At 63.3% G+C, this 24,915-nt stretch carries 23 protein-coding genes; 14 read left to right on the top strand and 9 right to left on the bottom strand.

Going from position 1 to position 24,915, the window contains the following annotated elements; translation table 11 throughout:
- Positions 1-25 precede the first annotated feature (25 nt).
- Complete coding sequence (locus EGM87_RS11955; protein WP_137710277.1) at positions 26-1,387, bottom strand: sulfotransferase family protein; 1,362 nt, start codon at positions 1,385-1,387, stop codon at positions 26-28.
- A 426-nt stretch (positions 1,388-1,813) separates the two neighbouring features.
- Between EGM87_RS11955 and EGM87_RS11950 the strand changes: the two genes are divergently transcribed.
- Positions 1,814-3,196 (top strand): methyltransferase domain-containing protein, encoded by a 1,383-nt coding sequence (locus EGM87_RS11950; RefSeq protein ID WP_137710278.1) that lies wholly within the window; start codon positions 1,814-1,816, stop codon positions 3,194-3,196.
- A 200-nt stretch (positions 3,197-3,396) separates the two neighbouring features.
- Here EGM87_RS11950 and EGM87_RS11945 read toward each other — a convergent pair whose 3' ends face one another.
- On the bottom strand, positions 3,397-4,539 hold the full coding sequence (locus EGM87_RS11945) for a tyrosine-type recombinase/integrase (protein ID WP_253719070.1): 1,143 nt from the start codon (positions 4,537-4,539) through the stop codon (positions 3,397-3,399).
- A gap of 1,071 nt (positions 4,540-5,610) precedes the next feature.
- Here EGM87_RS11945 and EGM87_RS11940 point away from each other — a divergent pair.
- From EGM87_RS11940 to EGM87_RS11925, 4 genes are all read left to right on the top strand, one after another.
- Entirely contained in the window at positions 5,611-6,192 is a 582-nt protein-coding gene (locus tag EGM87_RS11940) for an RNA polymerase sigma factor (protein ID WP_137710279.1), read from the top strand.
- A complete protein-coding gene (locus tag EGM87_RS11935; RefSeq protein ID WP_137710280.1) occupies positions 6,185-7,192 on the top strand; it encodes a FecR family protein in 1,008 nt (335 codons plus the stop codon). Before EGM87_RS11940 ends, EGM87_RS11935 begins: the two co-directional genes overlap by 8 nt.
- Before the next feature lie 77 nt (positions 7,193-7,269).
- A complete protein-coding gene (locus EGM87_RS11930) occupies positions 7,270-9,840 on the top strand; it encodes a TonB-dependent receptor (protein ID WP_137710281.1) in 2,571 nt (856 codons plus the stop codon).
- A 5-nt stretch (positions 9,841-9,845) separates the two neighbouring features.
- Positions 9,846-11,951, top strand: coding sequence for an Atxe2 family lasso peptide isopeptidase (locus tag EGM87_RS11925; RefSeq protein WP_253719069.1), 2,106 nt, complete (start codon positions 9,846-9,848; stop codon positions 11,949-11,951).
- Here EGM87_RS11925 and EGM87_RS11920 read toward each other — a convergent pair.
- The 7 genes from EGM87_RS11920 to EGM87_RS11890 all read right to left on the bottom strand — a co-directional run bounded on the left by EGM87_RS11920 (position 11,948) and on the right by EGM87_RS11890 (position 17,611).
- Positions 11,948-13,699, bottom strand: a complete 1,752-nt coding sequence (locus tag EGM87_RS11920) for an asparagine synthase-related protein (protein WP_137710283.1) — start codon at positions 13,697-13,699, stop codon at positions 11,948-11,950. The two genes, EGM87_RS11925 and EGM87_RS11920, sit on opposite strands and share 4 nt — an antisense overlap.
- Positions 13,699-14,355 carry a lasso peptide biosynthesis B2 protein gene (locus tag EGM87_RS11915; protein WP_171010071.1) on the bottom strand — a complete coding sequence of 219 codons (657 nt, stop codon included), beginning with the start codon at positions 14,353-14,355 and terminating at the stop codon, positions 13,699-13,701. Before EGM87_RS11915 ends, EGM87_RS11920 begins: the two co-directional genes overlap by 1 nt.
- Positions 14,356-14,407: 52 nt before the next feature.
- On the bottom strand, positions 14,408-14,527 hold the full coding sequence (locus EGM87_RS11910) for a benenodin family lasso peptide (RefSeq protein ID WP_126516753.1): 120 nt from the start codon (positions 14,525-14,527) through the stop codon (positions 14,408-14,410).
- 165 nt (positions 14,528-14,692) lie between these two features.
- Positions 14,693-15,298: a GntR family transcriptional regulator gene (locus EGM87_RS11905; RefSeq protein ID WP_137710285.1), complete on the bottom strand. Its 606-nt coding sequence runs from the start codon at positions 15,296-15,298 to the stop codon at positions 14,693-14,695.
- Between the two features lie 6 nt (positions 15,299-15,304).
- Positions 15,305-16,171 carry a phytanoyl-CoA dioxygenase family protein gene (locus EGM87_RS11900; RefSeq protein WP_253719068.1) on the bottom strand — a complete coding sequence of 289 codons (867 nt, stop codon included), beginning with the start codon at positions 16,169-16,171 and terminating at the stop codon, positions 15,305-15,307.
- Between the two features lie 16 nt (positions 16,172-16,187).
- Complete coding sequence (locus tag EGM87_RS11895; RefSeq protein ID WP_137710287.1) at positions 16,188-16,787, bottom strand: acyl-homoserine-lactone synthase; 600 nt, start codon at positions 16,785-16,787, stop codon at positions 16,188-16,190.
- Between the two features lie 56 nt (positions 16,788-16,843).
- On the bottom strand, positions 16,844-17,611 hold the full coding sequence (locus EGM87_RS11890) for a LuxR family transcriptional regulator (protein ID WP_253719067.1): 768 nt from the start codon (positions 17,609-17,611) through the stop codon (positions 16,844-16,846).
- Between the two features lie 92 nt (positions 17,612-17,703).
- Here EGM87_RS11890 and EGM87_RS11885 point away from each other — a divergent pair, with 92 nt between their 5' ends.
- The 9 genes from EGM87_RS11885 (at position 17,704) to EGM87_RS11845 (ending at position 24,797) form a co-directional block, all read left to right on the top strand.
- Positions 17,704-18,051 (top strand): transcriptional regulator domain-containing protein, encoded by a 348-nt coding sequence (locus EGM87_RS11885; RefSeq protein ID WP_044660277.1) that lies wholly within the window; start codon positions 17,704-17,706, stop codon positions 18,049-18,051.
- Positions 18,011-18,637: a DUF2285 domain-containing protein gene (locus tag EGM87_RS11880; RefSeq protein ID WP_171010073.1), complete on the top strand. Its 627-nt coding sequence runs from the start codon at positions 18,011-18,013 to the stop codon at positions 18,635-18,637. The genes EGM87_RS11885 and EGM87_RS11880 overlap by 41 nt, the downstream gene beginning before the upstream one ends.
- A gap of 462 nt (positions 18,638-19,099) precedes the next feature.
- Positions 19,100-20,158, top strand: coding sequence for an ArdC family protein (locus EGM87_RS11875; protein WP_137710289.1), 1,059 nt, complete (start codon positions 19,100-19,102; stop codon positions 20,156-20,158).
- Entirely contained in the window at positions 20,155-20,556 is a 402-nt protein-coding gene (locus EGM87_RS11870) for a DUF2958 domain-containing protein (RefSeq protein WP_137710290.1), read from the top strand. The genes EGM87_RS11875 and EGM87_RS11870 overlap by 4 nt, the downstream gene beginning before the upstream one ends.
- Positions 20,557-20,672: 116 nt before the next feature.
- Entirely contained in the window at positions 20,673-22,547 is a 1,875-nt protein-coding gene (locus tag EGM87_RS11865; protein ID WP_137710291.1) for a ParB/RepB/Spo0J family partition protein, read from the top strand.
- 167 nt (positions 22,548-22,714) lie between these two features.
- Positions 22,715-22,936 (top strand): hypothetical protein, encoded by a 222-nt coding sequence (locus EGM87_RS11860; RefSeq protein WP_137710292.1) that lies wholly within the window; start codon positions 22,715-22,717, stop codon positions 22,934-22,936.
- Between the two features lie 124 nt (positions 22,937-23,060).
- Positions 23,061-23,303 carry an AbrB/MazE/SpoVT family DNA-binding domain-containing protein gene (locus EGM87_RS11855; RefSeq protein WP_013041112.1) on the top strand — a complete coding sequence of 81 codons (243 nt, stop codon included), beginning with the start codon at positions 23,061-23,063 and terminating at the stop codon, positions 23,301-23,303.
- Positions 23,303-23,638 carry an endoribonuclease MazF gene (gene mazF / locus EGM87_RS11850; RefSeq protein WP_066699765.1) on the top strand — a complete coding sequence of 112 codons (336 nt, stop codon included), beginning with the start codon at positions 23,303-23,305 and terminating at the stop codon, positions 23,636-23,638. Before EGM87_RS11855 ends, mazF begins: the two co-directional genes overlap by 1 nt.
- Before the next feature lie 838 nt (positions 23,639-24,476).
- The gene (locus EGM87_RS11845) at positions 24,477-24,797 is read left to right on the top strand and encodes a DUF736 domain-containing protein (protein WP_066699763.1); all 321 of its coding nucleotides are present in this window, start codon (positions 24,477-24,479) and stop codon (positions 24,795-24,797) included.
- Positions 24,798-24,915 lie beyond the last annotated feature (118 nt).

The following is a 24,915-nucleotide window of genomic DNA, read 5'->3' as shown; positions in this document are numbered from 1 at the left end:
GCCGATCCAGCTCGCGTGCCTCTACTCAGCCGCCAATGCAAGCCTTTAACTGCGTCGTGAAATGGCGCTCGCGCTCTTCGAAAGGCCAGACCGCGTCAGTCCAGGGGAGTCTGTCCATCGGCTCTCCTGCCAACATTCCCCGATAAAGCGTGTCGAGACGAGACCATTCCTCCCGCTCGAGAATGTTGTCACCCAATGGGCTCGTATCCCCCGAACTGTTGATGGTCTTTCCCATCGTCCGGGCGGCCTGCGCGTAACCGGGCTCATCCAGGAAATCGAACCATTGGCGAACCAGTCGGGCGGGATCTTTCTGAAGCAGGTCGAACGGGGTCAACATCACCCGGGCAGGCCCAAGCCGCTCAAGCGCTTCATAACCGTTTTTGGACATGGTTTCCCATATCCGTACTGCCTCTGCTGCCGATTGATCGACGCCGCCAGCGTTGGAGTGCTTCATCAGGGACCGGATCACCTGCCGGGGATCGCGCAGCATGAAGATGAACTGCGCGCGCTCGAACATGCGCGCGAGGCCCAGAGCCATTCCCGTATTTTCCGGCGTTCCATCGACCCACCGCTTCTTGGGCGCGGAAGGCGACCGGCGCAGGGCAAAGCGGTGATCATAACCCTCGTCCATCCGGCCGATGCGCATGGTATCGACTTCGCGAATCCGCCTCTCGCTCATAGAGCGATGCAGATGGTCGATCGACCAGCCCTGCCAACGCAGAAAATCGGCCTTGTCGAGATTATAGATGTCCGGCGCCGAACCCTGGTCTTTCTGCGCCATCTCGTAGGCGGACACCGCGCTCAGATAGAGCATCGTCAGCCAGTTGCTCTCTTCGAGCGGCGTGATGTTGGGATGCTGACCCAGCGCCCAGGTGGCAATGCTGGTGCCCGATCGGTAGGAACCGATGACGAAGATCGGCTGGGCCTCGGGTGCGTCGAAAAAACCACGGGTGGGAAGAGCAGCGGACCTAGACGAAAATCCCGACCGTCGGGACACGGGGCCAAGGCCGCAACGCATCTTCACGAGGCGGAGCACCGCTTCCTGGCTGTCGGGACCGGAATTCCGGGCCCCGACCTCGGACAGGATTTCGACGCGCAATGGACCGCGTCCGACAGTAGGAACGGTCAGGTCGATTCGATGCGTCTCCCATTCTTGTTCAACCTCGAAACAATGCGCGAGGGTTCCATTCACCATTACCTGCACAAGAAATGGAAAATATCGGTAGGTGTCGCGGTCGAGGCTGTGAAACTCCAGGCTGATCTGATTGGCCGAAGGAGTCGGTTGAAGCAGCAGGCATGCGGAGCGGGGCAGGTCGACGCAGATATCACCGCCCGTCCAGTTCCCCACTTCGAAGCTGCGTTCGAACGCCTGCCCGTTGCCCACCATTTGCCACTTCCCCCATTGACGATAGCACCTGAGGCGCCCGTACAAAGGATGCGGCGTGCTGCATAGCGTTTGTTGATGCGGACAATTGCGCCACGGTCGGAAGAGGCGCGTCGTCCCTTGCCCGCGCAACCATAGACCGGCCGCTCGACCATTTCTCTTCGGCTCCCTTCGCTGCGTAATCGATCATCCCCGACATTGCCTGCCATCCCGCCTGTGTGGCCGGGCCATTGATCGGGCCAGTTTTTGTGGGGCGTTGCAACAGCTTGCGATACCCTGCGCACGGATGCCGATGAATGTGGGCAGGCTGATGAAGCATATGGCGTCGGCCCGTGCTTGCCGATAGAGGGAGGCAGGCTCGGCGGCGTTTTTCTCGATGGCCGAGCAAAATTTCTTTCGTCGTGGCTGGTCGCGTGGGGGCTGAGCGGAATGGTTGTCTTTACGCGGGACGCATTGGCGGATCTGATCGCCGCGACAGGATCGCAGGTCGGGGAGTTCAGCTATGGCGTCCCCGCCGTGCGATGGTGGGGAGAGGCGGCGAAGCTGAAGGTCGGCCGCTTCTGCTCGATAGCCGATGACGTGACGCTGTTTCTGGGCGGCAATCATCGCGCCGACTGGGTCACAACCTACCCCTTCAGCGTCCTTGATGACTGGCCTGTCGCGGCGGAGATAGCGGGACATCCCTCGACCAACGGCGATGTGGTGATCGGCAGCGACGTCTGGATCGGCGCCGGCAGCACCATATTGTCGGGTGTCGTGATCGGCGATGGCGCCATCATCGCGGCAGGAGCGATGGTCACCCGCGATGTCCCGCCCTATGCCATTGTCGGCGGCAACCCCGCGAAGCTGATCCGGATGCGCTTTCCTCCGGCGGAGGTCGAGGCCCTGTTGTCGATCGCCTGGTGGAACTGGCCGAAGGACCGGATCGATGCCGGCCTGCATCGGCTCCTCAGCGGCGACATTTCCGGCTTCATCGCCTGGGCCGAAGGGAGGGACGCCCCGGCGCCCTTCGCCCCCCATGGATCGCATCAGGACAATAGGGAGAATAGCATGACCGACCTCGAAGAGGTTAAGGGCAGAAAATGGTTCTATGAATTCGATCTGCCCGACGGCAGCCGGACTGAATGTGACATTCCCCCCGCTGTGGCGGTCATCCACAAGACCCGTCTCAACAAGTTGCGGGAGGTGATCGAGCAGCGAGTGCCACCGCTGGATCGGACCCTCGCGATCGATCTGGCCTCGCATGAGGGGTTTTTCAGTCTGGAACTGGCGCGTCATTTCGCGGCGGTGAAGGGAATGGAAATCCGCGAGGAGAGCATTGACGCGGCGCGCCTGATTGCGAGGGTGAAGGACGCCCGGAATGTTGAATTCGGCCAGGTGGACCTGCAGAAGGCGACCCTGGAGGAGGAAGAGAAGGCTGATTTCGTTCTGCTATATGGCCTGCTCTATCATGTCGAGAATCCGCTGCACGTCCTGCGCTTGAGCTCTCAACTGAGCCGCAAACATATTCTGATCGAGACGCAGATCATGCCCTACGACATCCGTGGGCCGATTGAAGACGGCTCCTATAATTGGATGCGCAGCGTGGAAGGCGTGTTTGCGATCTCTCCTGACTATCCCACGTCCCGTGAAGGCGGCTCCACCGATATAGCGCTTATTCCTTCGTTGAACGGTCTGGTGTTTCTGATGCGTCATTTCGGTTTTACCGATGTTCACGTCCTGAACTTCGATCAGAATGATTATGAACAATTCAAGAGAGGGGCGAGAGTGATCGTCTATGGCTGCAAGAATGACCCTGGGCCTCAGCCTTGATGCAAGCGCGAAGCTGGGGACCATGCGTCCGGCTTCGCGCGGTTCGAGCCGGAAGTTTCGTCCTTCTGGCAGGGATGTGGCCGACATTCACGTTCGGCGCTGAACCCGTTTCCATGTAGAAAAATGCGCCCGCCATGGGAGATCAAGGCGACGACAGAGTTGCGGGCCCAGATCGTGCGCAACAATCTGTGGGAGGCGGTTCAGCTCAACCTATTGATCGATTCGCGCATGTGGTCGACACTGACGCTGGAATAGCGCTGGACCATGCGCAGCGACTTCCAGCCGCCCATGTTCATGATGGTGATGAGGTCGATCCCGGCCATGACGCAGTGAGACGCCCAATGGTGGCGCCAGTCATGGACGGTGAAATCCTCTACCCCTGCGCGCTTGCAGGCGGTGGCGTGCTGGTTCTTGATCGGATTGCCGCCGGGAATCTTCGCCTTGCGCGTGTCCTGATAGGGTTTGCCGAACCGATTGAGGAAGACATGCCCCGTCGTCGGCTGACCTTGCTTTTCCCAGATCGGGCGCAGCACGTCCATGACACGTGGATGCATCGGTACGGATCGGATGATCGCATTCTTGGTGTGATTGAGTCGGATCGAGCCCTCCTTCATATCGACGCCGTTCACGCCCCAGGGCAACTGTAACGCGGTCTGGATGCGTGGGCCATGGAAGGCGAGCAGGGTGATGATCGGCTGAATATGCGGTGAGTAGGCCGCTATCAGCCGGTCGCGGTCTTCCTTGCTGAGGAAGCGCACCCGTTCATTGTTGAACGGGATCGCCTTGATCCGCAGGGGCGGAAGGTCGTGCAACTCATGATAGACATTGATCGCGGCCTGGAACACTGAGCGATAGCGATCCTGGCCCGCCGGGTCATGGCCGGTCAGATAGGCGCGACGAAAATGTTCCCATGCCTGTTTGGGCTCGCGCAGGCTGAAGTCGCCGATCAACCCGTTGAGCTTGCCGATGCGCAGGACATCGGACGGGCAAGGCGGCTTCGCCTTGCTCAGGTAGCTTTCAAAAGCGTCGGCTATTCTGCCTTGCGCCACGATCGCGGCCGGACCGAACATCAGCCGGTGCCGCAGCTTCGTTTCATGTTCCGCCATCAGGTGCGCCGCAGCATCGCGGTCACTCGTTCCTGTACTAAACTCCTTGACGATGATCCGTTTGTTGCCGAGCGCGATGGTTCCTCGAATATGGTAAACCCGGTTCTTCCCACGGGTACGGAAGGAGAGCATGTGATCTTCTCCAGCAGCAGCTGATATTGTGACTCTGTCGCGCGCGTCTTTCCGCACGCATGGATGTAGGGCACGCCATGTTTCACGAAGGTCCGGCGCATCCATTTTGCGGGATCGGTGCTGTGCATGTTCAGCCGCGACAAGATGTCACGCGGGGTTAGGAGAGTTGCCGTCGGCGTTTCGCCAGCCGCCGGTGCCCCATGCAGCGTTATCGCATCGGCTTGGCCGCGTGACTTGGTTAGGCGACGTCTTGTCGACATGGAGAAGCCCCTTTAGCTGCCGTCGCCCGTATCGTTCCACCGAGGGCTTGCTGGCGCGCTGCGCCTTTGAGTGTGCGGCGCGGCGTCCGGCGGTATATGCACAGGGCGATCAGCTCGAGCATGCCGGGGTTTGGAAGCTCCGTGTTCTTGAATGGTGGAAGTTCGGGCATCATTTGCAAGCTCTTCGGCCACTGGGCAAAGAGCTTGGCGCCTGTCGCAGGTTGAAACAGGCATCGACCAGGATTTCCGACCTTCCCCGACCCGAACTTGTCGCCAGATACTCAAGCGGCCTGCTCATATCCTCGGGCAGGAACAGTTGATGCCGGGTCTTGTAGTTCTTCATCGGGCGTTGGCCTGTTCATGACGATGTCCTATGGCTGCGGGCCAGCGCCACGCCGGGGATGCAGAAGCGATCCGCTGCCATCAATGACTATCGCTTTTCGGCGGCCTGCAAGGAAATGGTCCAGATCGGCCCGGATCGGCCCGGATCGGACTTATATGCGCCGATAGTGGGACCGCTGCCCCGGCCGATGCTCGACATGGACGGCCGGTCTGTCCTCGCACATGAACTTAGGGCGTGTCAGAGGTGCCCATCTCAACCAAGGGCGATGCGGACGGGGTGGAACAAAGCTGATTTCGATCTTTCTCTAACCTGTTGCACCGACTTGACATTACGATAATGTATCGTGGCGTTTTCGTTGGAAGGCGCCGAGGTTTGAGCCCCTCGCTTGGGAAGGATAGACTCGTCGCGGAAGCGGCCGGGTGGTCGATGTTATGTCCAAGCCATTTATGGCCAAAGGCATCGACACGCGTTCTCAAGCGCGGCTCAACGCCCGGTTTTATCCGGCGCAACCTCGTCTTGTGCGAGGGAGCGGCGGATGGGATCGCAAGCGAGAACAAATAGCAGGAGCAGGCCATGATACGGCCCGCTTCGGAAATGGCGCGCCTGCCGCTGGATGAGGGTGATCCCCTGCCGCCGGAGCATGATCGTGCGGCTTTCTCGCCGGACCCGCTGGCAAGCCTGTATCGGGAAGAGCGGCCCTCGCTGCTGCGTTTCCTCTCGCGACGGACGGGGCATGACAAGGCGGAAGATGTCATCCAGCAGGTTTTCAGCCGCATGGCTGGAAGTTCGGACCATGATGGTCGAGCGATCCGGGCACCCGGAGCCTATCTCCGCCAGGCGGCGCGCAATGTGCTGCGCGATGAGGCCAGGGTAGCAGAGCGCTGTTGTGCGCATCATCATGTTCCGATCGAGGATCTGGCGCTTTCGGGTGGCGATCCCGTCGCCGCGCTGGAGGCGCGCGACCGGCTCGTCCGGATCGAGGAGGCCGTGCTGCGATTGAAGCCGTTGACCCGCGAGATATTTCTGGCTTGCCGTCTTGATGGCTATAGCTATGCCGAGATTGCCGAACGGACCGGATTGAGCGTGCGAGGGGTCGAGAAGCAGATGAGCAGGGCGATCAGGCAGCTTGGACGGCATTTGCGGGCGCATGACTGAGTCCGGCGGGACAGAGATTCCCCAATCCATCCATGAAGCCGCCGAAAAATGGCTGGCGCGGCGTGCCGGACAATCCGATCCGGCATTGGAGCGCGATTTTGCGCTCTGGATCGATGCGGATCCCCGGCATCGCATCGCCTATGACCTGATTAAGCGCAATTGGCAGCTCGGCACGCTGCTCCAGGAACGGCATGTCGGCCGGAACCGCTCGCTCCCGCGCGCGCCATTCTGGATGCGGCAGAAGACGCATATCGCGGCTGCCGGACTTGGCGCCGCCGTTCTGCTGGGGGTGGCGTCGGTCAGCCTCCTGCGGCCCGGTGGCCCCTTGGGCATTTCCACGGCGGCTGAGGCGGCCGTCTATGAAACGGCAGTGGGCGAGATCCGGACGATCAGCCTTGCGGACGGATCAACCGTCATCCTCGACACGGCCTCGCGGCTTCGCGTGCAATTGTCCGGCAGCGAACGGCGGCTCGACCTCGACCGGGGGCGGGCGCGTTTCGAGGTCGCTGGGGATGAGAGGCGCGTCTTCCGTGTGCGGGTCCCGGGTGGCGAAATTGTCGCCCATGGCACGATGTTCGACGTCAGCCTGATCGGTGCGCATCCCTTGGTTACCGTTATCGATGGGTCAGTGGAATTGCACCGATCCGATGCCAGTGCAGAGACAAGGACGTTTGGACCGGGACAGAGCGTCGCGCTTGATGGGCATAGGACCGGGCAGGCCGTATCGGCGGTGGAGGCGCGATGGGTATCGGGCATGCTGGCGCTCGATGCGACGTCCCTTGCCGAGGCGGTGGCAGCGATCAACCGCTACAACAGGATACAGATCCGGCTGGCCGAGCCCTTTGCCATGCCGCTGCGCGTGACGGGTGCATTTAGGGTTCGCGATCCGGAAGGGTTCGCGCGCGCTGTCGCGGCCAGTTTCCATCTCAAGGTGGAGCGGCCCGACCGCGCCACGATCCTGCTGGTGGCGCCGCCCAAGCGGGCGGGATCGAATATGTAAAAAAATCTGTCGGGTGTTTTAGCAAGCCGGCGTCTCCCCACTGTCCCGCCCACTGGCGGCAAGGGGGAGAAGGCCAAATGTCTCGATTTTCATTATCCGCTCTATATCTGTCCGGCAGTATCGTCACCGCTGCGCTCGCGGTCAGCGCCCCGGCGGCGCTTGCCCAGCATTCTTCCAGCATCGCAATGGTGTTGCCCGCTCAGCCGCTTGGTGCGTCGATTCGTGAACTGGCCCTGCGCTCCGGGCAGACAATCCTTGTCGATGCGGACGTTGTCGAGGGGGTGAATGGCCCAGCCCTGCAGGGCGCGTTCACGGTGGAGGCAGCCCTGGATCGACTGCTTGCCGGAACCGGTCTTGTCTGGACGCGGATCGAGGGCACTATCATTATCCGGAAAGGACGCGGGTCCGGGCAGGACGGGGAAAGCGGCGAGGGCGCAAGCCTCCTGGTCACGGGCAGCCGCATCCGCGGCGCGCCGATCCCCTCGCCCGTGATGGTTCTCGACAACAGGGCCGTCAGGGACAGCGGCCTTGCCGATCTTGGCGATGTCGCGCGCAGCCTGCCACAAAGCTTTGGTGGCGGGCAGAATCCGGGCGTCGGTTTCAACGTGCCGTCCAGCACGGGCGGCAATGTCGGCGGCGGGTCCTCGGTCAATCTGCGCGGCCTGGGAAGCGACGCGACGCTGACCGTGCTCAACGGTCGCCGTGTGCCCTATGACTCGGCCCGGCAGGGCGTCGACATTTCCGCTATTCCGCTTGCAGCGGTCGATCGGATTGAGGTGGTGGCGGACGGCGCCTCGGCCATTTACGGATCGGACGCGGTCGGCGGCGTCGTCAACGTGATCCTGAGGCGCGACTATGATGGCGTTGAAACCCGGGCTCGCATCGGCGGATCGCCCGATGGCGGGAATTTCCAGCAGCAATATGGCGTGCTGGCGGGTAGCCGCTGGAACGGCGGCGGCGGTTTCCTGACCTATGAATATGGCCGGAACACTGCGCTCATGACGAAGCAGCGCAAATATGGCCGGATCAGGCCGGACCTGACCCTGCTGCCGGCCAGTCGTCGCCATGCGGTTGCGGGAAGCATCCATCAGGACATCAGTGACAATCTGACCATCGAACTGGACGGCCTCTACAACCAGCGGACCGGTGAATTTTCCTATCCCACGAGCGGAGCCGCCAATCTGTCGGTCAGCCGGATCACCCAGAGCTTTGACAGCTATACGCTGGCCTTTTCGGGAGCGGCGCGGCTCTCGTTGGGGCAGTGGCAGCTCAGCCTGTCGGGTAGTTTCGGCAAGGGGCGCACTTATTTTCAGGGTGATACCTTCATAAACGATCGGTTTTTGAGCCGGGCCTTTGGGCGCTATAATAACCGGACGATCACCGGCGAGATCGCGGGTGACGGCCCCTTGTTCGCCTTGCCAGGCGGTGACGCCAAGCTGGCCATAGGGGCCGGTATCCGGGCGAATGACTTCGCAATCTTCAGGGGCGTGGGCAATATCAACAACGCCAGGCCGTCGCAGGACAGCGTCTATGCCTTTGGCGAGGCCAGCTTCCCGCTCATTGGGCCCGGGCAGGCCTTGCCGCTGATGCGCAGCCTCAGTCTCAGCGCCGCGCTTCGCTATGAGCGCTATCGCGGCCTTGCCGATGTCGTGACACCCAAATTCGGCATGATCTACGCGCCGGCTGATTTCCTCGACATCAAGGCGAGCTGGGGCCGATCCTTCCGGGCGCCAAGCTTCATCCAGCTTTATTCGATCGAACAGGCGATCCTATATCCAATCACGACATTCGGGGGGAAGGGCTATCCCGCCGGGACCACCGCATTGCTGATCGCCGGGGGCAATAGCGACCTCAAGCCGGAAAAGGCGCGCAGCTGGTCGGCCACCATGGCGCTGCGTCCGCCCGCCCTTCCGGGCGCGTCCTTCGAGCTCAGCTATTTCCAAACCCGCTATGTCGACCGCATCGTGAACCCGATCCCGACGTCAGCGCTGGCGCTCGTCAATCCGATCTACGCCAGGCAGATCACCTACGCGCCGACGCCCGAGCAGCTTGCAGCGGCGATCGCCCATGCGAGCCAGTTTCTCAACGGGGCGGGCGTGCCCTATGATCCGGCAAAGGTCGCCGTGATCATTAATCGCGCCAATATCAATGCCGGGCGTCAGACTATCAGGGGCATCGATGCCCAGCTTGCCTACAGGACCGGCCTTTCCGATGGGAACATCGAGATGTCGGCCAATCTCACCTATCTCGACAGCGAGCAGCAGCTTCTGGCGGACGGTCCGGTCGAGCAACTGGCGGGACGATTGTTCAACCCGCCGCACTGGCGCGGCAGGGGCATGATCGGCTGGAGCAAGGGCGGCTTCCGCACCGCGGCCACGCTCAGCACGATCGGCGGCGTCAAGGATGTGCGCTCCACCCCGGCTCTGCATATTGACGGCATGACGACGATCGATATCAGTGCCCGTTACCGCTTTGGCGAGGAAGGGGGGCTGCTGCGCGGCGTCGAGCTTGGCCTCTCGGTCCAGAATATTCTCAATGCCTTGCCTTCGGTCGTCGCGACCAGCCTCTATTATGACACGCCCTATGACTCGACCAACTATTCAGCGGTCGGCCGCTTCATCGCGCTCGAACTGGTCAAGAAATGGTGAGCGTCATGGACAGGACATCGATCGCGCTGCTGGCCGCGGGCGTTGGACTTCTCGCCTTGCCTTCCACGGCGACGGCGGATTGCAGCGACCTGCTGTCGGTCCCTGCGCCCATGACGAAGCGACGCGCCATCACGGCGCAGGACCTGCTCGGCGTGCGCGACATCGGGCGGGGCGATGGCGCCCTTCTTGGCAATAAGAGCCCGCTCGGACTTTCCCCGGACGGCAGACAGCTCGCCTTCATCCTGATCCGGGCGGAGGCATCGACCAATAGCTATTGCATCGGCCTTGCGGTGATGGATGTGAAGCCATCCGCGAAGCCGCGGCTCCTCGATCAGGGCGGAGAGTTTATTGGTGGGACCGGCGATTATCGCGGGGTCATCCTGCCGACGGGATTTCCCATCCTGCTCGCGCCGTCCTGGTCGCCCGATGGCCGGTGGATCGCCTTCCTGCGGCGGGACAAGGGTGTCACCCAACTCTGGACAGTGCGTGCCGATGCCGGTCCCGCCCGGGCCGTCACCCATTCTCCCGTCGATGTGGAGCAATTTGCCTGGGGGCCTGATGGCAGGTCGCTCATCTATGCGAGCCGGACCGGACAGATGGCGGAGCGGACCGCATTGGCGCGCGAGGCCGTGACCGGCTTTCGTTATGATGATCGCTATGTGCCGATGATGGGCGACAAGCCCATGCCGCTCGCCACGACAGCCCTGTCCCTGTTTCGCGTCGGTCCGGGCGGGGGAGAGGCCCGGCCCTGCGAAGAAGGTGACCGGGCGCTGCTGGGCCCCGATCCGATCGGCTATGCAATCCTTCCGCTTTCGGCGAGGGCCGATGATGGGCGCTTTGTCCAGACGGAGCATGTCACCGCCAATCCGGCCAGCCCATGGGCGCTGGCCATGTCCTCTGCGGCTGGCGTGAAAATCCCCTGTCCGGGTGAGGCCTGTCGCGGCAAGTTTGCCGGGCTTTGGTGGATGTCCCATGATGGCCCCTTGCTCTTCCTGCGCCGCGAGGGCTGGAATGACCGGTCGACGGCGCTCTATCGCTGGCGGCCTGGCTCCGGCCCGCCACGGAGAATATTTGTTACGAGCGACGTCATCAGCGGTTGTGAGCTCGCAGGTGGGGACCTTGTCTGCTTGCGCCAAAGCGCGAGCGTGCCGCCGCGGATCGTGCGGATCGATCCGGGAGACGGACGTACCGATCTGCTCTACGATCCCAATCCCGAATATCGATCCATCCGGTTCGGCAGGGTCGAGCGGCTGGAATGGCGGAACGACCTGGGCCTGGAAGTCGCCGGCGATCTTGCCCTGCCGCCCGATTATGATGGGCGAGAGAGGCTGCCCATGATCGTGACGACCTATCGCAGCAACGGATTTCTGCGGGGCGCGACCGGCAATGAATATCCGATCCATCTGTTCGCGGCAAAAGGCTTTGCGGTTCTCAGCCTGGACCGCCCGCCCCATGTCGGGGCGATCAACCCGCTCAACAAGGACTGGCAGAAGCTGCTGGCCGAGAATGACCGGGATTGGGGGGAGAGGCGCAGCATGCAATCTTCGGTCATGACCGGGGTGCAGCGCGTCATCGACATGGGGATCGCCGATTCGGATCGCATCGGCATCACCGGTTTGAGCGATGGATCGAGCACGGTCGGCTTTGCCCTCATCAACAGCCGCCGCTTTGCCGCCGCCGCGATTAGCACCTGCTGTCTTGAACCCTGGACCGTGAACGCCACCATCGGCCCGGCCTTTGCCCGGAAGATGCGGTCGCAGGGTTTTCCGCCCGCCACATCCGACGATCGGGACTATTGGGAGCCCGGTTCGATGATCCGCAATGCCGCGTCGATCGATACGCCATTGCTCATGCAGCTGGCGGATCGGGAATATCTGACGGCGATCGACGTCTTCGCTGCCTTGCGCGAACAGGGCAAGCCGGTCGACATGTATGTCTTCCCCGATGAATTTCATAATAAATGGCAGCCGCTGCACCGGCTGGCGATCTACGAACGCAATATCGACTGGTTCCTCTACTGGCTTCAGGACAAGAAAGATCCCGATCCGCGCAAGGCGGAGCAATATGCGATCTGGGAGAGGCTACGCCAAAAGCACCCCTTTCCTCCCTAGTCCTGGTTCTGTCCCGCTACCCATGCCTCGACGTCCGCAAGATGCATGATGCGGTGATAGGTCGTGCCCTGGACGTAACCCTCGCCGTCCAGGGCATGTTCGAGCAGGGGAAGGTCAAGCAGTCCGGCCCGGCGCAGATGTCCGTCGAGCAGCATGGCGCGGATGACGGAGCGGTTCGCGGTGAAGATTTCCGCGATATAGCTGTCGGGCGTGCCCTTCGTCCTGCGGTCGACGATGGCTGCGGGCAAGCGGTCGCGAAAGGCATCCCGTGCCACGATCCTATTCTGCCCTTGTCTGAACCACCACCAGTTCGGTATCCGCAGGCATGCTTCCACGACGGGTTGCGAGGCGAGTGGCGTCACATGGCGCACCGGACTCCCGATATCATTGCCTTCCGCCCAGCCCTGGGCGGCGGTGATGAGCGCGATATGGGCGGCCGTCCCTGTTTCGCTGCCGCGGGGCGGCTCCAGCCAGGGATGGCGTGGCACGAGAGCTGCGTCGCCTATGACCTGCGGGGACAGAAATTGGGTCATAGGCCGCCAGCGATAGGCCGGCGACCGGCGGAACGCGCGTGACACTGCCCGGCCAAGCACCGTAATCGTGCTCACATCGGCCATGGCCGCGATCGACTTGGCGGTAGACCAGCCTTCACCCAGGCTCCGTCCGCGCAGGAAAGCGTCGGTCGCCGGCGCGATGGACCGCAAGGAAAAGAAGACATTGTCCCCACCGCCGCCATCGATGGTGAGATCGGCTCCGCTTGCCCCGACCGCCTCATGGAGCAGGCGGGAGGTGCCCTGCATGAAGCTGCGGGCGAGGGGATTGGGTTGATCCTGGGTATGGGAACGGCTGACGTCGACCATGCCAGCATCCCATTGCGCTTCGATGGTCGGCGCGCCCAGATGGGATGCGACCATCCGGGCATAATGGCGTTCATCGCCGATCGCGCCGCGGCTGGCGAGATTGAAACAGGTAAAGGGGCAGCCATGAGTGCCGAGCGCGGCGGCCAGCACGGAGGAGTCTATCCCGCCCGACAGCATGAGCAGGGCCTGCTTGGTCCCTATGATGCTGGCGCGGGTCGCGGTCGATACCGCGCGCCGGATCATGCGCGCGGCCTCGTCCCGGTCGTCGATCCAATGGTGCCTGCCAGCCCGGTCCCATGGGTTCCATGTCTGCGTGACGCTCAGCCCTTCTGGGGTGAGATGGAGACAGGAGCCGCCCCGCAGTTCCTTCACGTCTATGAGGCAGGTGGAGGGCGAGGGAATGTCCCTGAGCGCCAGGCGGCGCAATATGGCGGACCATTCGACCCCACGGGATTTCCATCCGCCAAGCGACAGCAGGGCCATGTCGGAAGCGAGAATAAGCTGATCGCCCTGCACCGCATGGAAGCAGGGCAGGCGCCCGAAGGCTGAACGCAGAACATGAATGCCTGCCGCGCGATCGCGCAGGATCGCGACGAAATTACCCCAATAGTCCTGGCTGAAGCGATGGAGATCTGACGGATCGCCGCTGGACGCGACATCCGAGGGCGGGGTCGCCGGATCGCTCTTGCCGGTCGCGAAAATGGGGCCGATGACCATGCCGATATCATCGCCCAGATGCCGGACTTGTCCGCCGCCGCTTGCGACCAGCATATCGTCCCGGTCGATCATGACCGACAGCGCCTCGGCGCGAGAAATCGCGCTCCGGATCGGCGGCGCGATAGGACTGCGTTCCGGTTTCGGCGCGAATATGGCGACAAATCTCTCCATCAGATGATCCTGATCGGGCAGAAGGGACGGACCTGATCGGGATCATCGGCGACGACCATGCCGTCGACCTCGACCCAGCTATGGGCCTGGAAGGGGTTGAGCTTGACGCCCAGGACGAGATCCGGTCGGATGCCGAGCGCGATCAGCCATGACGCGAGCGACAGCGCGGTGGGGAGGCACTGGTCACGGGCGGAGACAATCATGGCGGCCCGGCGATAGGCCTGATCAATATGGGCAAGCCGGTCGGTCGGGGCCGTCCGTGGGGTCACGCCAAGCTTTCGCCGTTCGATCGAGCGGATGTTCCGCGAGAAGGGCAATTGTCTCAGTCTCGCGCGCCACCAGAACCGGCGGGTCAGGGCGCTTGCGAGATCGGCTGGTGACAGGCGCGGCTTCGCAATGGGCAGCCTGGCCTCGGATGCATGCGAGCGCGGGCAGGGGGCGGGCCTGATACCGACCGGCGACCGGATGATGATGCCCGCTTCCAGCAAGGCGTTGCACTGCCGGGCATCGATGTGGTTGGCGTCGATGAGGGATCTGAACGCTTGGTCCAGCGCTGGCCGCAGGCCGAAATAGCGATCGGCATGGAGATCGAGGAAAATGACCTGTCCCTCGGTCCGGCAGAAGCTCAGACCATCGCGCAGTGTATAGCCGCTCATTCTGTGTCTCGAACTGACGAGGCGCGCAGCCGCGAAGCTGCGCGCCATCGCTTCAGTCGTCGGAAAGGCCGAAATTATTTTCACCAAGCCCGACATCGCCGGTGATGCCGCCGGGGCCCTTGGTTTCCACGCTGACCGCGCCGAGTTCGATCACGTCATTGTCACGTTCCATGATATTCACTCCTTGGCTTTGCTGCGACTATTTGCAGCACCATGGAGGGTAGGAAGCGGACGGCCCTATCCGAAATTTATACGGATCCGATATCGCGAATATATGGAATGATCGGGAGGAATGGATATTGCTCTTCGACAAGTCGCAGGCGGAATGTCCCGCCTGTTATTCGTCTCGATAGATGCCGCGAAGCAGTTTTGCCGCTGCGCGCTGGCGGCGCAGATGATAGGTCGATGAGGTCCTGCGCAGCAGCCCGATGTCACCGGCGCGCGCGCTGTGCGCCAGCGCCTGCAATTCTTCCCCAGTGTCGCCCAGAATGTCTTCTTCGCCGATACGCGCGACATGAAGGCGGGCGTTGGTGCGTTCCATCGCTTCGCCATGTTCGCGATTGCTGGAGGCGCTCGCGATTCGGTGAAGGAGGTGCGCGGCCCGGTCCGCGCCCGATGCGGAATCCGGGTCGAGTTCGATCGATCGCAGCAGCGAAAGGCGGGCGCTACGCAGGGCGAGCTGGACGATGTCGCCCGACCAGGCGTAGAGATCCTTGAGGCCCGGCTCGTCGATCAGCGGCACAAGGAAGCCCCCGCCGCTTCGCGCTTCGACGAGACCCTCGCCCGCCAGATGGCTGAGCGCCTCCCGGATCGGTGTCGTGCTCGATGCCAGGATTGCGGAAAGCTCCGCGGGATCGAGACGGGATCCGGGACGATAGCCCCGTTCCATGATGAGGCGCCTCAGGCTATGCTGAACCCGCTCGGAGGTTGGACCGGCGTTCATCCTGATTCAGCTTTGCCGCGCCGCAAAGGCCGCCACCATGTCCTGCTGGTCCGGCCGCAGCGCATCGATGGCGGCCAGCGGGCGATCAGGCGCGCCAGTCAGCAGGACCGAGGGACACTGTCCCTCGAAATTGCCGAGATTGGGGCGGTGCTGGCGATAGCCGGCGAGCGCGGCCAGTTCAGGAGAAAATCGGCGTGCGACTGCGGGCGGATAGGCAAGCCAGGGATTTTCATAGGGTTTGAGCCATCCCAGACTATAGCCCGTGACGATCGCGCGCCGCACCGCAGCGGTCCGGTTCGCGCCGGCACCGTGCAGGGTTGATCCCAGCAGGATGAGGGCAGAGCCGGGCTCCATCCCGACCGCGATCGGATCTGTGACTGGACCGGGCATGAGCGCCTGGGCGCCGTGGCTGCGCGGCCAGACCAGCGTCGCGCCATTATCGGCGGTGAAGGGCGTCAATGGCCAGATGATATTGACCAGATATTCGATCTCTCCCTTGGGCGCTTGCCACATATCCTGGTCGCGATGGGGTGCCTGCGCCGGCGCGCCGGGGTGGATGGCGATGGCCTGCCCGACATTGAGCTGGATGCAGTCGCACCAGGGGCTAAGAATCTGCCGGGCGATCCGGGTGATGAGCGGATGCCGCACCAGTGCTTCTGCATGGGGCGACCGCGTCAGCAGCCGTCCGAAGCGCTTGGTCGTCTCGCCATAAAATGGTCCCTGGCAGAAGGGCGTCTCCGCAAAAGAGGACGATAGGTCTGTGTCCAGCGCGGCGATGACGCCTTCGGGCAAGGCGTGCGGTAGGACGGACCAGCCCTGGTCGAACAATTGCTCGATCAGGCGCGACGCACTGGTAGGAAGGGGTTCGGTCATGATCGCGTCTCCCGTCTCACGCTGCCATCGGTGCCTGATCATAGATCCCGGCCTCAGCGAGCCGGTCGAGCGTGTCCGCGCGCATCTCTATCTCCAACGCGACGAGCAGCGAGCCCTCATGCCATTGCGGCGCGCCCAAGGGCCGGCATTGCCAGCCAAAGGCCAGGATCTGCTGGAACCAGTTCATCTCGGCGATGGCGACATAGCGGCTGATGCGGTTCTCCAGCGCATGCTCCGCGATCGCGGTCACCAGGCGGTTGCGGACCACCCGCCGTTCGGCCGCCCGCAGGTTCCGGTCGAGGCAGAAGCGGGTGATCTCGAAAATGTCCCCGCCGCGCGGCGGTGGCGCGTCACATAATCTGGCGTAGAAGCTGTCGAGAATATGGGGGCGCTGGGTCGGCAGCAGCCTCGCCGAGGCGAGATGGGTGCCGTCGGGTTCGGACAGGATGATGTAGCGCGCATGTTCATCGTCAAACTGGTCGACCTCGAACCGGCCGTCGAGAACCGGAATCTGCCATTTGAGGAGATCGACAAAGACGGATTTGCGGGCCGCGAACATGGCGCGCAACACGGTGTCCGGCAGCGGCCGGAACGGTTCTTTCACAATATGCAACATGGATAAGCTCCCTTGGTCTTGGGCGATCAAGGGTCGGTTCGGAGGCTGAGTCGCCGCTATTCCCAGAAATGGGGATGGCTCCAGCCGCCAATGTCGCTGATCGTCAGGGTTCCGTCACCCAGCGTCCGGCCGACGAGCAATATCCGCTTGTTGACCTGGTAGCGTGCACAGGCTTCCTTGATATGGCTCGTCACGGTTTCCCTGCTGATGTCCAATATCTGGCTGGTCTCCCAGTCGCTCTTGCCTCGCGCCGCCCACTGCACGCAGTCGCGCTGCCGGTCGGTGATGAGCGGCGCGGTCATGGCCTGCCGGGGCATCGACCAGAGTCGCCGGGCGGCGTCGAACGCATAATTGCCAAGCAGTTGCGCCAGGAGGAGCCTGTCCTCGCGCAGGGGGCGATCGCCCGCATTGGCGAAGGTGCAGGACCCTGGGGGCTGCCCACCGATGTTGGAGGGAATGGTAAAACCGTCGCCGATCCCCGCCTGCCTTCCGCGTGCGAGATGCCTGTGGTCGCCGCTCGTCAGTGGTATGAGCGTCGGCATCTGTGTCCAGCGAAACCCCCAGCTGGTCATATGGCAGGCCCTGTGGACGGGATCGGTGATGCCCAGCGCGTTCGCGGCATAGAAATCCGCCCAACGGTCGGGATAATTGTGGATGTGGATCACGCCGCTGCCCGCAGCGACCACATCGACATGCTGGGTCAGGGCAAAATATTGAAAGCCCAGCTGCTCTGCAATCACGCGCATGACGGACCCCATGTCGTCGCGCGTCCGAACCTGGTTGATGCATTGGAGGTAATGCATCGCTTCCTGATGCATGCTCATGCGCACGCGTCCCGGCCGCAGGCGGCATCTCAAGCTGCCGCGCGTCCTGCAGTCGGCCTTTCCTCATTGTTGTGGCCGAAAGGCGGGGCCTCATGCCGCCGACCGGCAGGTTTTGTCATGAAACTGACATATCATGGTTTTTCCTGTCCGGGGACATATTTGCTGCCGTGCAGCAAAGATCGCCGACTTCGATCATTCAAAGCGGCCAAAGCGCCGCCGGTTCGCCCGGAAAGCGAGCGGTGAGACGGAGCGCCGCGGGTCCTGCCGCCGAAAATTGGCAGGATCCGGCATGCTATGCCGGGCTGCGCGGAATCGATCGCGCGGGACTGATGTGGGAATGGCTGCGCCGCGATCCGGACTATGTCGCCTGGCATGCGCAGGCGAGCCGCATTACCAGAGGTGCCGTGGACCCGTCGCCATGGGGGCTTCACTTTCGCTGAACATCCCGACCTCCCGGCACCGGAGGCTCGGATCATCTGGCGTGCGGATATCGATCCTGCGACCCTGCCTGTCGTCATCGCTAACCATTCTGCGCCGGTGGAGGAAGGAATCGAGCTTGGGCAGCTGCTGCCGTGGCTGCGGATCGCGACCGATACCATGGGCCGGGAACATGCCGTGCTGAGCGATGGACTCCGGCATCTGAGAATCGACATCATGGCAGGCAGCCTGACCCACGCCCGGGGCGCTGTGTTGCTGCATTATGAGATATGGGGCTCGCAGACGGCGGCCCGGCGCCTGAGAACGCTCGAGCGCTTTCTTGATCTGGTCAGGACTGGCCGGTTTCGCGCGCCGCTCTATCCCGCTGATCCCGTGATCGGGCGGGGATTGGCGCTGCTGCGCGTCCATGATGCGCGCGCGTCGGGGGCCAGCCACCGCGAAATCGGCAAAGCCTTGTTCGGGGCACTGGCAGTGGAAGCGGGCTGGGAAGGCCGGACCGACCATGTGCGCCAGCGCGTGCGGCGCATGGTGAAATCCGCCAGCGCCATGGCGCAGGGCGGCTATCGGCTGCTGATGCGATCGAAATAGGAGAGCAGAGGATCGGCAGGGCATGCGCATGGTCGATGTCGACCATGGCGACAGGGCGAAAGATTGGGCGGGTTGTTTGAGACCATCGCCGGTGCCTGACCGACAGGAGTTTGCCTCGCGCTGCCTGCCTCGGGTCTCGGCCCCGCGGTTCGGTTGAAGCGGGGCACGTCTCACGGTTCACCTGGCGCCTGGGTCCGTCATGCCGGCCCCCTGATGGACGCGGCGCCTAGCGCCGCGGCGTTGGCGATGGTGGTCCATCCCTTGAGGCGGGGATGGGCTCGCTCGCCCTGCTAGGCCCGCGCGCACCTCCCGCAAATGGCGGCACGCCGCCATTCCTCCGCTTCGCTTCGGCCCTGTCGGGTGCGCTCGGCGCTTGGCCGCGGGCCTTGCCGTGCTCCTTGCCGCCCACCCCCGCCCTGCGGGGGACCATTTTGGTTTTGGGGTGGTGCTTGGAGGCTAGGCATGACGTCCCATTCTTCATCCCGCGCGCTTGACCGGCGTCGGAACCATGCACGATCAAAAGGCAGCCACGCAGGCGATTGGGCGCAAGGCGCGCGCGACAACGCGCCGCCCACTGTCCATGAGCAGGTGACGGCCCGGATCATAGCCGAACTGGAGGCCGGGCGGCTGCCTTGGGTGCAGCCCTGGGGCAAGGCGGGCGAGGGCGCTGGCTGCGGTCCAGCCCTGCCCCGCAATGCGCTGACCGGCCGAAATTATTCCGGCATCAATATCCTGCTGCTTTGGGGCGAGGTGATCGCCAAGGGCTATCCCAGCCAGAGCTGGCTGACTTTCCGGCAGGCGAGGCAGGCAGGCGGCGCCGTCCGCAAGGGCGAGCATGGCTGCATGGTCGTCTATGCCGACCGCTTCATTCCCGAAACCGAAAAGGCGCGGGCGCAGGACAGCGGGGAGGAGGCGCGGGCCATTCCCTTTCTCAAGCGCTTCACGGTCTTCAATGTCGCGCAGTGCGAGGGGCTGGAGCATCGCATCCTGCCCGATCCCGCGCCGCTGCCTGAGCGCGAAATCAGGCCCCTAGCCGAGGAAATCATTGCGGCGAGCGGCGTCGAATTTCGCATGGGCGGGGACAAGGCCTATTATATGCCTTCGCTCGATATCGTGCAGGTGCCGCCGCAGCCGGCCTTTTTCGAGCAGATCAATTTTTACCGGACCTGCCTGCATGAGCTGACCCACGCGACGGGCCATGTCTCGCGCTTGGGCCGCGATCTTTCCCATGGCTTTGGGACAGCGGGCTATGCCCGCGAGGAACTGATCGCGGAAATGGGATCGGCCTTCCTCTGCGCCTCGCTGGGGATCGTCCCGACCGTGCGGCATTCCGACTATATCGGCGCGTGGCTGGCCGTGCTTCGCGAGGACAGCAGGGCCATTTTCCGCGCGGCGCGCGCGGCCAGCCTTGCCGCTGACTGGCTGCTGGAGAAGCATCGCGCTGCCCGGCAGGGCGTGGGTGGAGAGGGCGCACCCGATCCAGCCATCGCCGCCACGACCATGGATGGGAGGGCGGCATGATCCTCCTTTCCTATGAACTGCGCGCCCGCTTGCGCGCGCAGGCGCGGGCGAGCGCCGAAATCTTGGGCTTTGACCCTTGCCCACTCGCCAAATTCTTCAATCCCGTCGGGACCGCGACTTGGCTGGTCACCGAATTGGCGCGGGACGGCGACACATTGTTCGGCCTCGCCGATCTGGGCTTTGGATGCCCGGAACTGGGATATTTGTCGCTGCGAGAGATCGAGGCCATCCGCCTGCCTTTTGGGCTGCGGATCGAGCGCGACCTTGCCTTTACCTCGCTGCATCCGCTTTCGGTCTGGGCCGACACGGCGCGCCGTGCCGGATCGATCCTTGCAGCCCAGTCCTTTCTCGCCCGCAGCCTCACGGCCCGGCCTACCGACGAGCTTCCGCCGCCTTGAGCGGCGGCAAGGCGCGGGCGGCCGCTTGCCGCCCATTCAAGGACAGATCCTGTCATCTGCCGACCGCGACGGTCCGTTCGCGGCAGGGCCTGCCATTTGCGACAATGGAGTATCCCATGAAACTAGACTTTATTCCCCTCGACCGGCTCTGCATCAGCAAAGCCAATATGCGGTGGAGCAGGAAGGCCCCCGACATAAGCGACATATTGCCGACGGTGCGCAGGCGCGGTGTCATCCAGCCCGTCATCGTGCGGCCCTGCCCATGTGCAGCCGAAGAGGCAGCCACTGGCGCGCCCTCGTTTGAGATCATTGCCGGAAGCCGCCGCTTTCATGCCGCGCGCGCCGTCTGGCAGGAAAAACGCACGGCGGGCGAGGCCGATTCCGAATGTGCCGCGCTCCCCTGCGCCATTCTCGAGGCGGGTGATGATGCCGATGCAATCGAGGCTTCGCTGATCGAGAATGCCGCGCGCCGCGATCCTTCCGAAGTAGCGCAATGGGAGGCCTTCACCCGGCTGGTGAAGGAAGGGCGCGGCGTGGACGATATCGCCGCGACCTTCGGTCTTCCCGACATCGCCGTGCGGCGCATCCTTGCTCTGGGCAATCTCCTGCCCCGCATCCGCCAGCTCTACGACCGGGAGGCCGTTGACCGCGCGACGGTGCGGCACCTCACCATGGCATCGAAAGGCCAGCAGCGCGCATGGCTTGCCCTGCTCGATGAAGAGGATGGCTCTGCGCCCACCGGGCATCAGTTGAAGGCATGGCTTTTTGGCGGACAGTCCATTCCGGTCCGCCATGCCCTGTTTGACGCGGAGGCAAGCGGCCTTGCCATCGTCGCCGACCTTTTTGGCGATGACGCCTATTTTACCGATGCCGCTCTCTTCTGGGATGCGCAACATGCCGCCATCGCCGTGCGCCGGGAGGCGTGGCTCGATGCGGGCTGGAGCGATGTGGTGATCATACCCGTCAACGAGCATTTTTCGGTCTGGGAATATGAGAAGGCGCCCAAGCGCAAGGGCGGGCGCGTCTATGTCGATCTGCGCTCCAATGGCGAGGCCGTCATCCATGAGGGCTATCTCAGCCGCAAGGAAGCCCGGCTGAAGGCAGCAGGGCAGGGCGATGCAGACCGGCCAAGGGTGGTTCGTCCCGAACTCACCTCCACCCTCAATATCTATGTCGATCTCCATCGCCATGCCGCCGTACGCGCGGCATTGCTCGACCGGCCCGGCATCGCGCTCCGGTTGATGCTGGCCCATGCGGTCGCAGGCTCATCGCTCTGGTCGATACGGCCTGAACCCCAGACGGCGCGCCATGAGGATGTTGCACAGAGCCTCGCCGCGAGCCGGGGCGAGGCCCTTTTCAACGAGCGGCGGCGCGGGGTGCTGGCGCTCCTGTGCGCTGATCCCGACGAGGCCCATCTTCTCGGCGGCCATGACGCACCCGATCTTGTCACGCTGTTTCACCGCATGCTCGACCTTCCCGATGCCGCGCTCATGGACATTGTGGCGGTTGTCATGGGCGAAAGCCTCGCCAGCGGCAGCGCCGCCGTCGAGGCGGTCGGCCTCGTTCTGGGGCTCGACATGGGACAATGGTGGGCGAGCGACGACGCTTTTCTTGCATCGCTGCGGGATCGCGAATTGCTGGGTGCCTTGCTGGCCGAGGTGGCGGGGGAAGCTGTCGCGGCGGCCAATGCGAAGGAAAAGGCCCGGACCCAGCGCCGGATATTGGGCGACCATCTGCGCGGGGAAAATGGGCGGCAGGCGCGCGCCGGATGGGTGCCGCGCTGGATGGCCTTTCCGCCGTCCGCCTATACCGCGCGCGGCGGCGTCGGATCGGTCAGCGCCCATGAAGCGGCCTGCGCGGCGGCGAGTGCGGCGGAGGACCGCGAGGATGATCCGGTGCCGCCGCAGGGCGGCGCGGCCCTGCCCGACCCCGATGGAGAGGAAAGGGATGCGCTGGGGCATCGCGCCGAGCAGGACCGGCTCGCGGCCTGACGGAGGCTCATATGGGGTGGACGGGATCGCGTGGCGATCCCGTCCATTGGGCCTGAGCGAGATACAGCATGAAAAAATGGGCCGCGCGCCCACGCCGTTCCGGCCTGAGCGCGCGGCCCATTTCTCCTTGCCTCTCCCTGCGCCGTTCCGCATGGGAACGGCGTGTCGTGGATCAGATCATGAAGATATTGGACGAGGTAGCGCGTTTCGTCGCACGCCTTGCGCCCGAACCTGTATGCGACCCTCGCATCGCGCAGAAACTCTCGCTGGACGATGTGGCGCTTGCCAGCGATGCAAGCCATGAACTGGCCGGAAGCCATGGTTTTGAGCGCTTCAAGGGCGTTTGCAGCCTGTGTTATCAGAGCGGCATGGTGATCCGGCGTCACTGACCGGCATCAGGCCGCGCGCGCTACCTGGATACCCAGCTTCTTCCACCTGGAATGTAGATACATTTGTTGACACATTGCGTCATTCTGCTAGTGTATCATCAATGTCGATACAAGGGAGTGTCCGATGGGTATTCAGGTAAAAAAGTGGGGCAATAGCGCGGCAATTCGCATTCCCTCCGCCATCATGGCGGCGGCCGCGCTGAATGTCGGTCAGGAGGTCGAAGTTCGCCAGGAAGGCGGCCGGCTCATCATCGAGCCCGTCCTGAAGCCTGTCTACACGCTCGACGCGTTGCTTGCGGACATGAAGCCGGAGACGTTCCACGAGATTGTCGATTTTGGCCCCCCGGTCGGCAATGAAGTGCTTTGATGGCCAGTCGCTATATTCCGGACACTGGCGATATTGTGTGGCTGCAATTCGATCCCCAGGCCGGACATGAGCAAGCGGGGCATCGTCCTGCGCTCGTCCTCTCACCTGCGGCCTACAACAAGCTGCGGGGCATGATGATTTGCTGCCCGATGACGAGCCAGATCAAGGGCTATCCTTTCGAAGTGACCGTGTCCCAGGCACCGCCCAGCATCGTGCTGTCCGATCAGATCAAGAGCCTCGATTGGAAGGCGCGGGGAGCGAAGAAAAAGGGCTCCGTATCAACGGCCGTGATCGATGAGGTGCGCGCCAAGATAAGCGCACTTCTGGGTCTTTGAGCGATTTCCAGTCAGATGGCATCATCTGACGGTTGAGTAATCGCGGTCAATCAGGGAAATGGAGCGGCTTTCAAGGCCGAGGGCGATGGCAACTTGTCACTCCCATTTGCCGAAGGCCGCACAATGTCGCATGCCCTTTCGCGGCCAACAGGACTAGCCGCATTGATGTCAGCCTTGTCGGCATATTTCCTCTCCCAAAAGTTGTGGACCGGTTGGAGTCGGAACCCTTGGATTTTCTGATAGCCACAGCGCAGACCTTGTGTGACGGGATGATGCACCCGTCGCTTTTTGACGGTCAGTCGTCGCGCGGGTGAAGCGCGGGCGCTGCTGGTTGACGGGCGCCCGGCCGAGATTGGCATAGGGTCGAGCGAGAGTCCTCGATAGCGGAGCGCGGGCCGCGATGGCCATTGTGACCGGAATTCCTGACTGGCCAGCCGCCTCTGTCGCACCCGGCTGCCCTCTCCACGAAAGATATGAGCACATGCCATTCACGCATCCGGGGCCATTCGAAACGGACTGGGGCATTATGCAACGCGGCCTTCTTTCCTGGTTGTCGGACTGACGGGCCATGCATGCCATCGTTTCCCGATTGTGCTGCCGCGCGATCCATCCCGGCGCCTTGAAAAGCAGGCTTCTGGGCCGGGCCCACCCTCCCGCAACCGGCTCGGCTGCGCCTTATTTCCCCGCCCCTGGCAGGGCTCCTCGCGGACCAAATAAGGCTGGCCGGCCGGTCCTTCGCTGACGCTTCGGCCTGCGGTGCGTGAGGCCTTTGCGGCCCGGCCCTCTTGGCCTGCTGTCGCCCGGAAATGGTTCGCGGGCACACGACAGGAGACAGAAAATGGCTGCAATCGGTTATGTCACCCGCAACGGAAATGGCTTCAAGGGCCAGCTTCGCACCCTCTCGATCCGCACCGATGTCGAGATCATCCCCAACAGCCGCAAGAATGGCAGCACCCAGCCCGACTATCGCGTCTTGGCGTCGGGGGTGGAGATCGGGGCGGGCTGGATCCGGATCAGTGAAACCTCAGGCAAGGACTATGTATCGCTCAGCCTTGCCGCGCCAGAATTCGGACCCCGCCGGCTCTACGCCAATCTGGGCCGGGCCGCCGGGCAGGATGATGAGGATGCCTTCGCCATCATCTGGAATCCGGCCGACTGATGGTCCGTCGCCGGTCCCGGCCGCTTCCCATGCGGCCGGGATCGGATGATCGCGACGGGGGTCGAAAAGGGCACCCCCCATTTTCCGACCGTGCCGCGCTGGGCCGGATCGCCCCACC

The organism is Sphingobium sp. RSMS (assembly GCF_005406185.4).
In the GTDB taxonomy this organism is placed as follows: Bacteria; Pseudomonadota; Alphaproteobacteria; order Sphingomonadales; family Sphingomonadaceae; genus Sphingobium; species Sphingobium fuliginis.
Note: the sequence above shows the minus strand (reverse complement) of the source record. Positions and strands in the feature narration are given on the sequence as shown.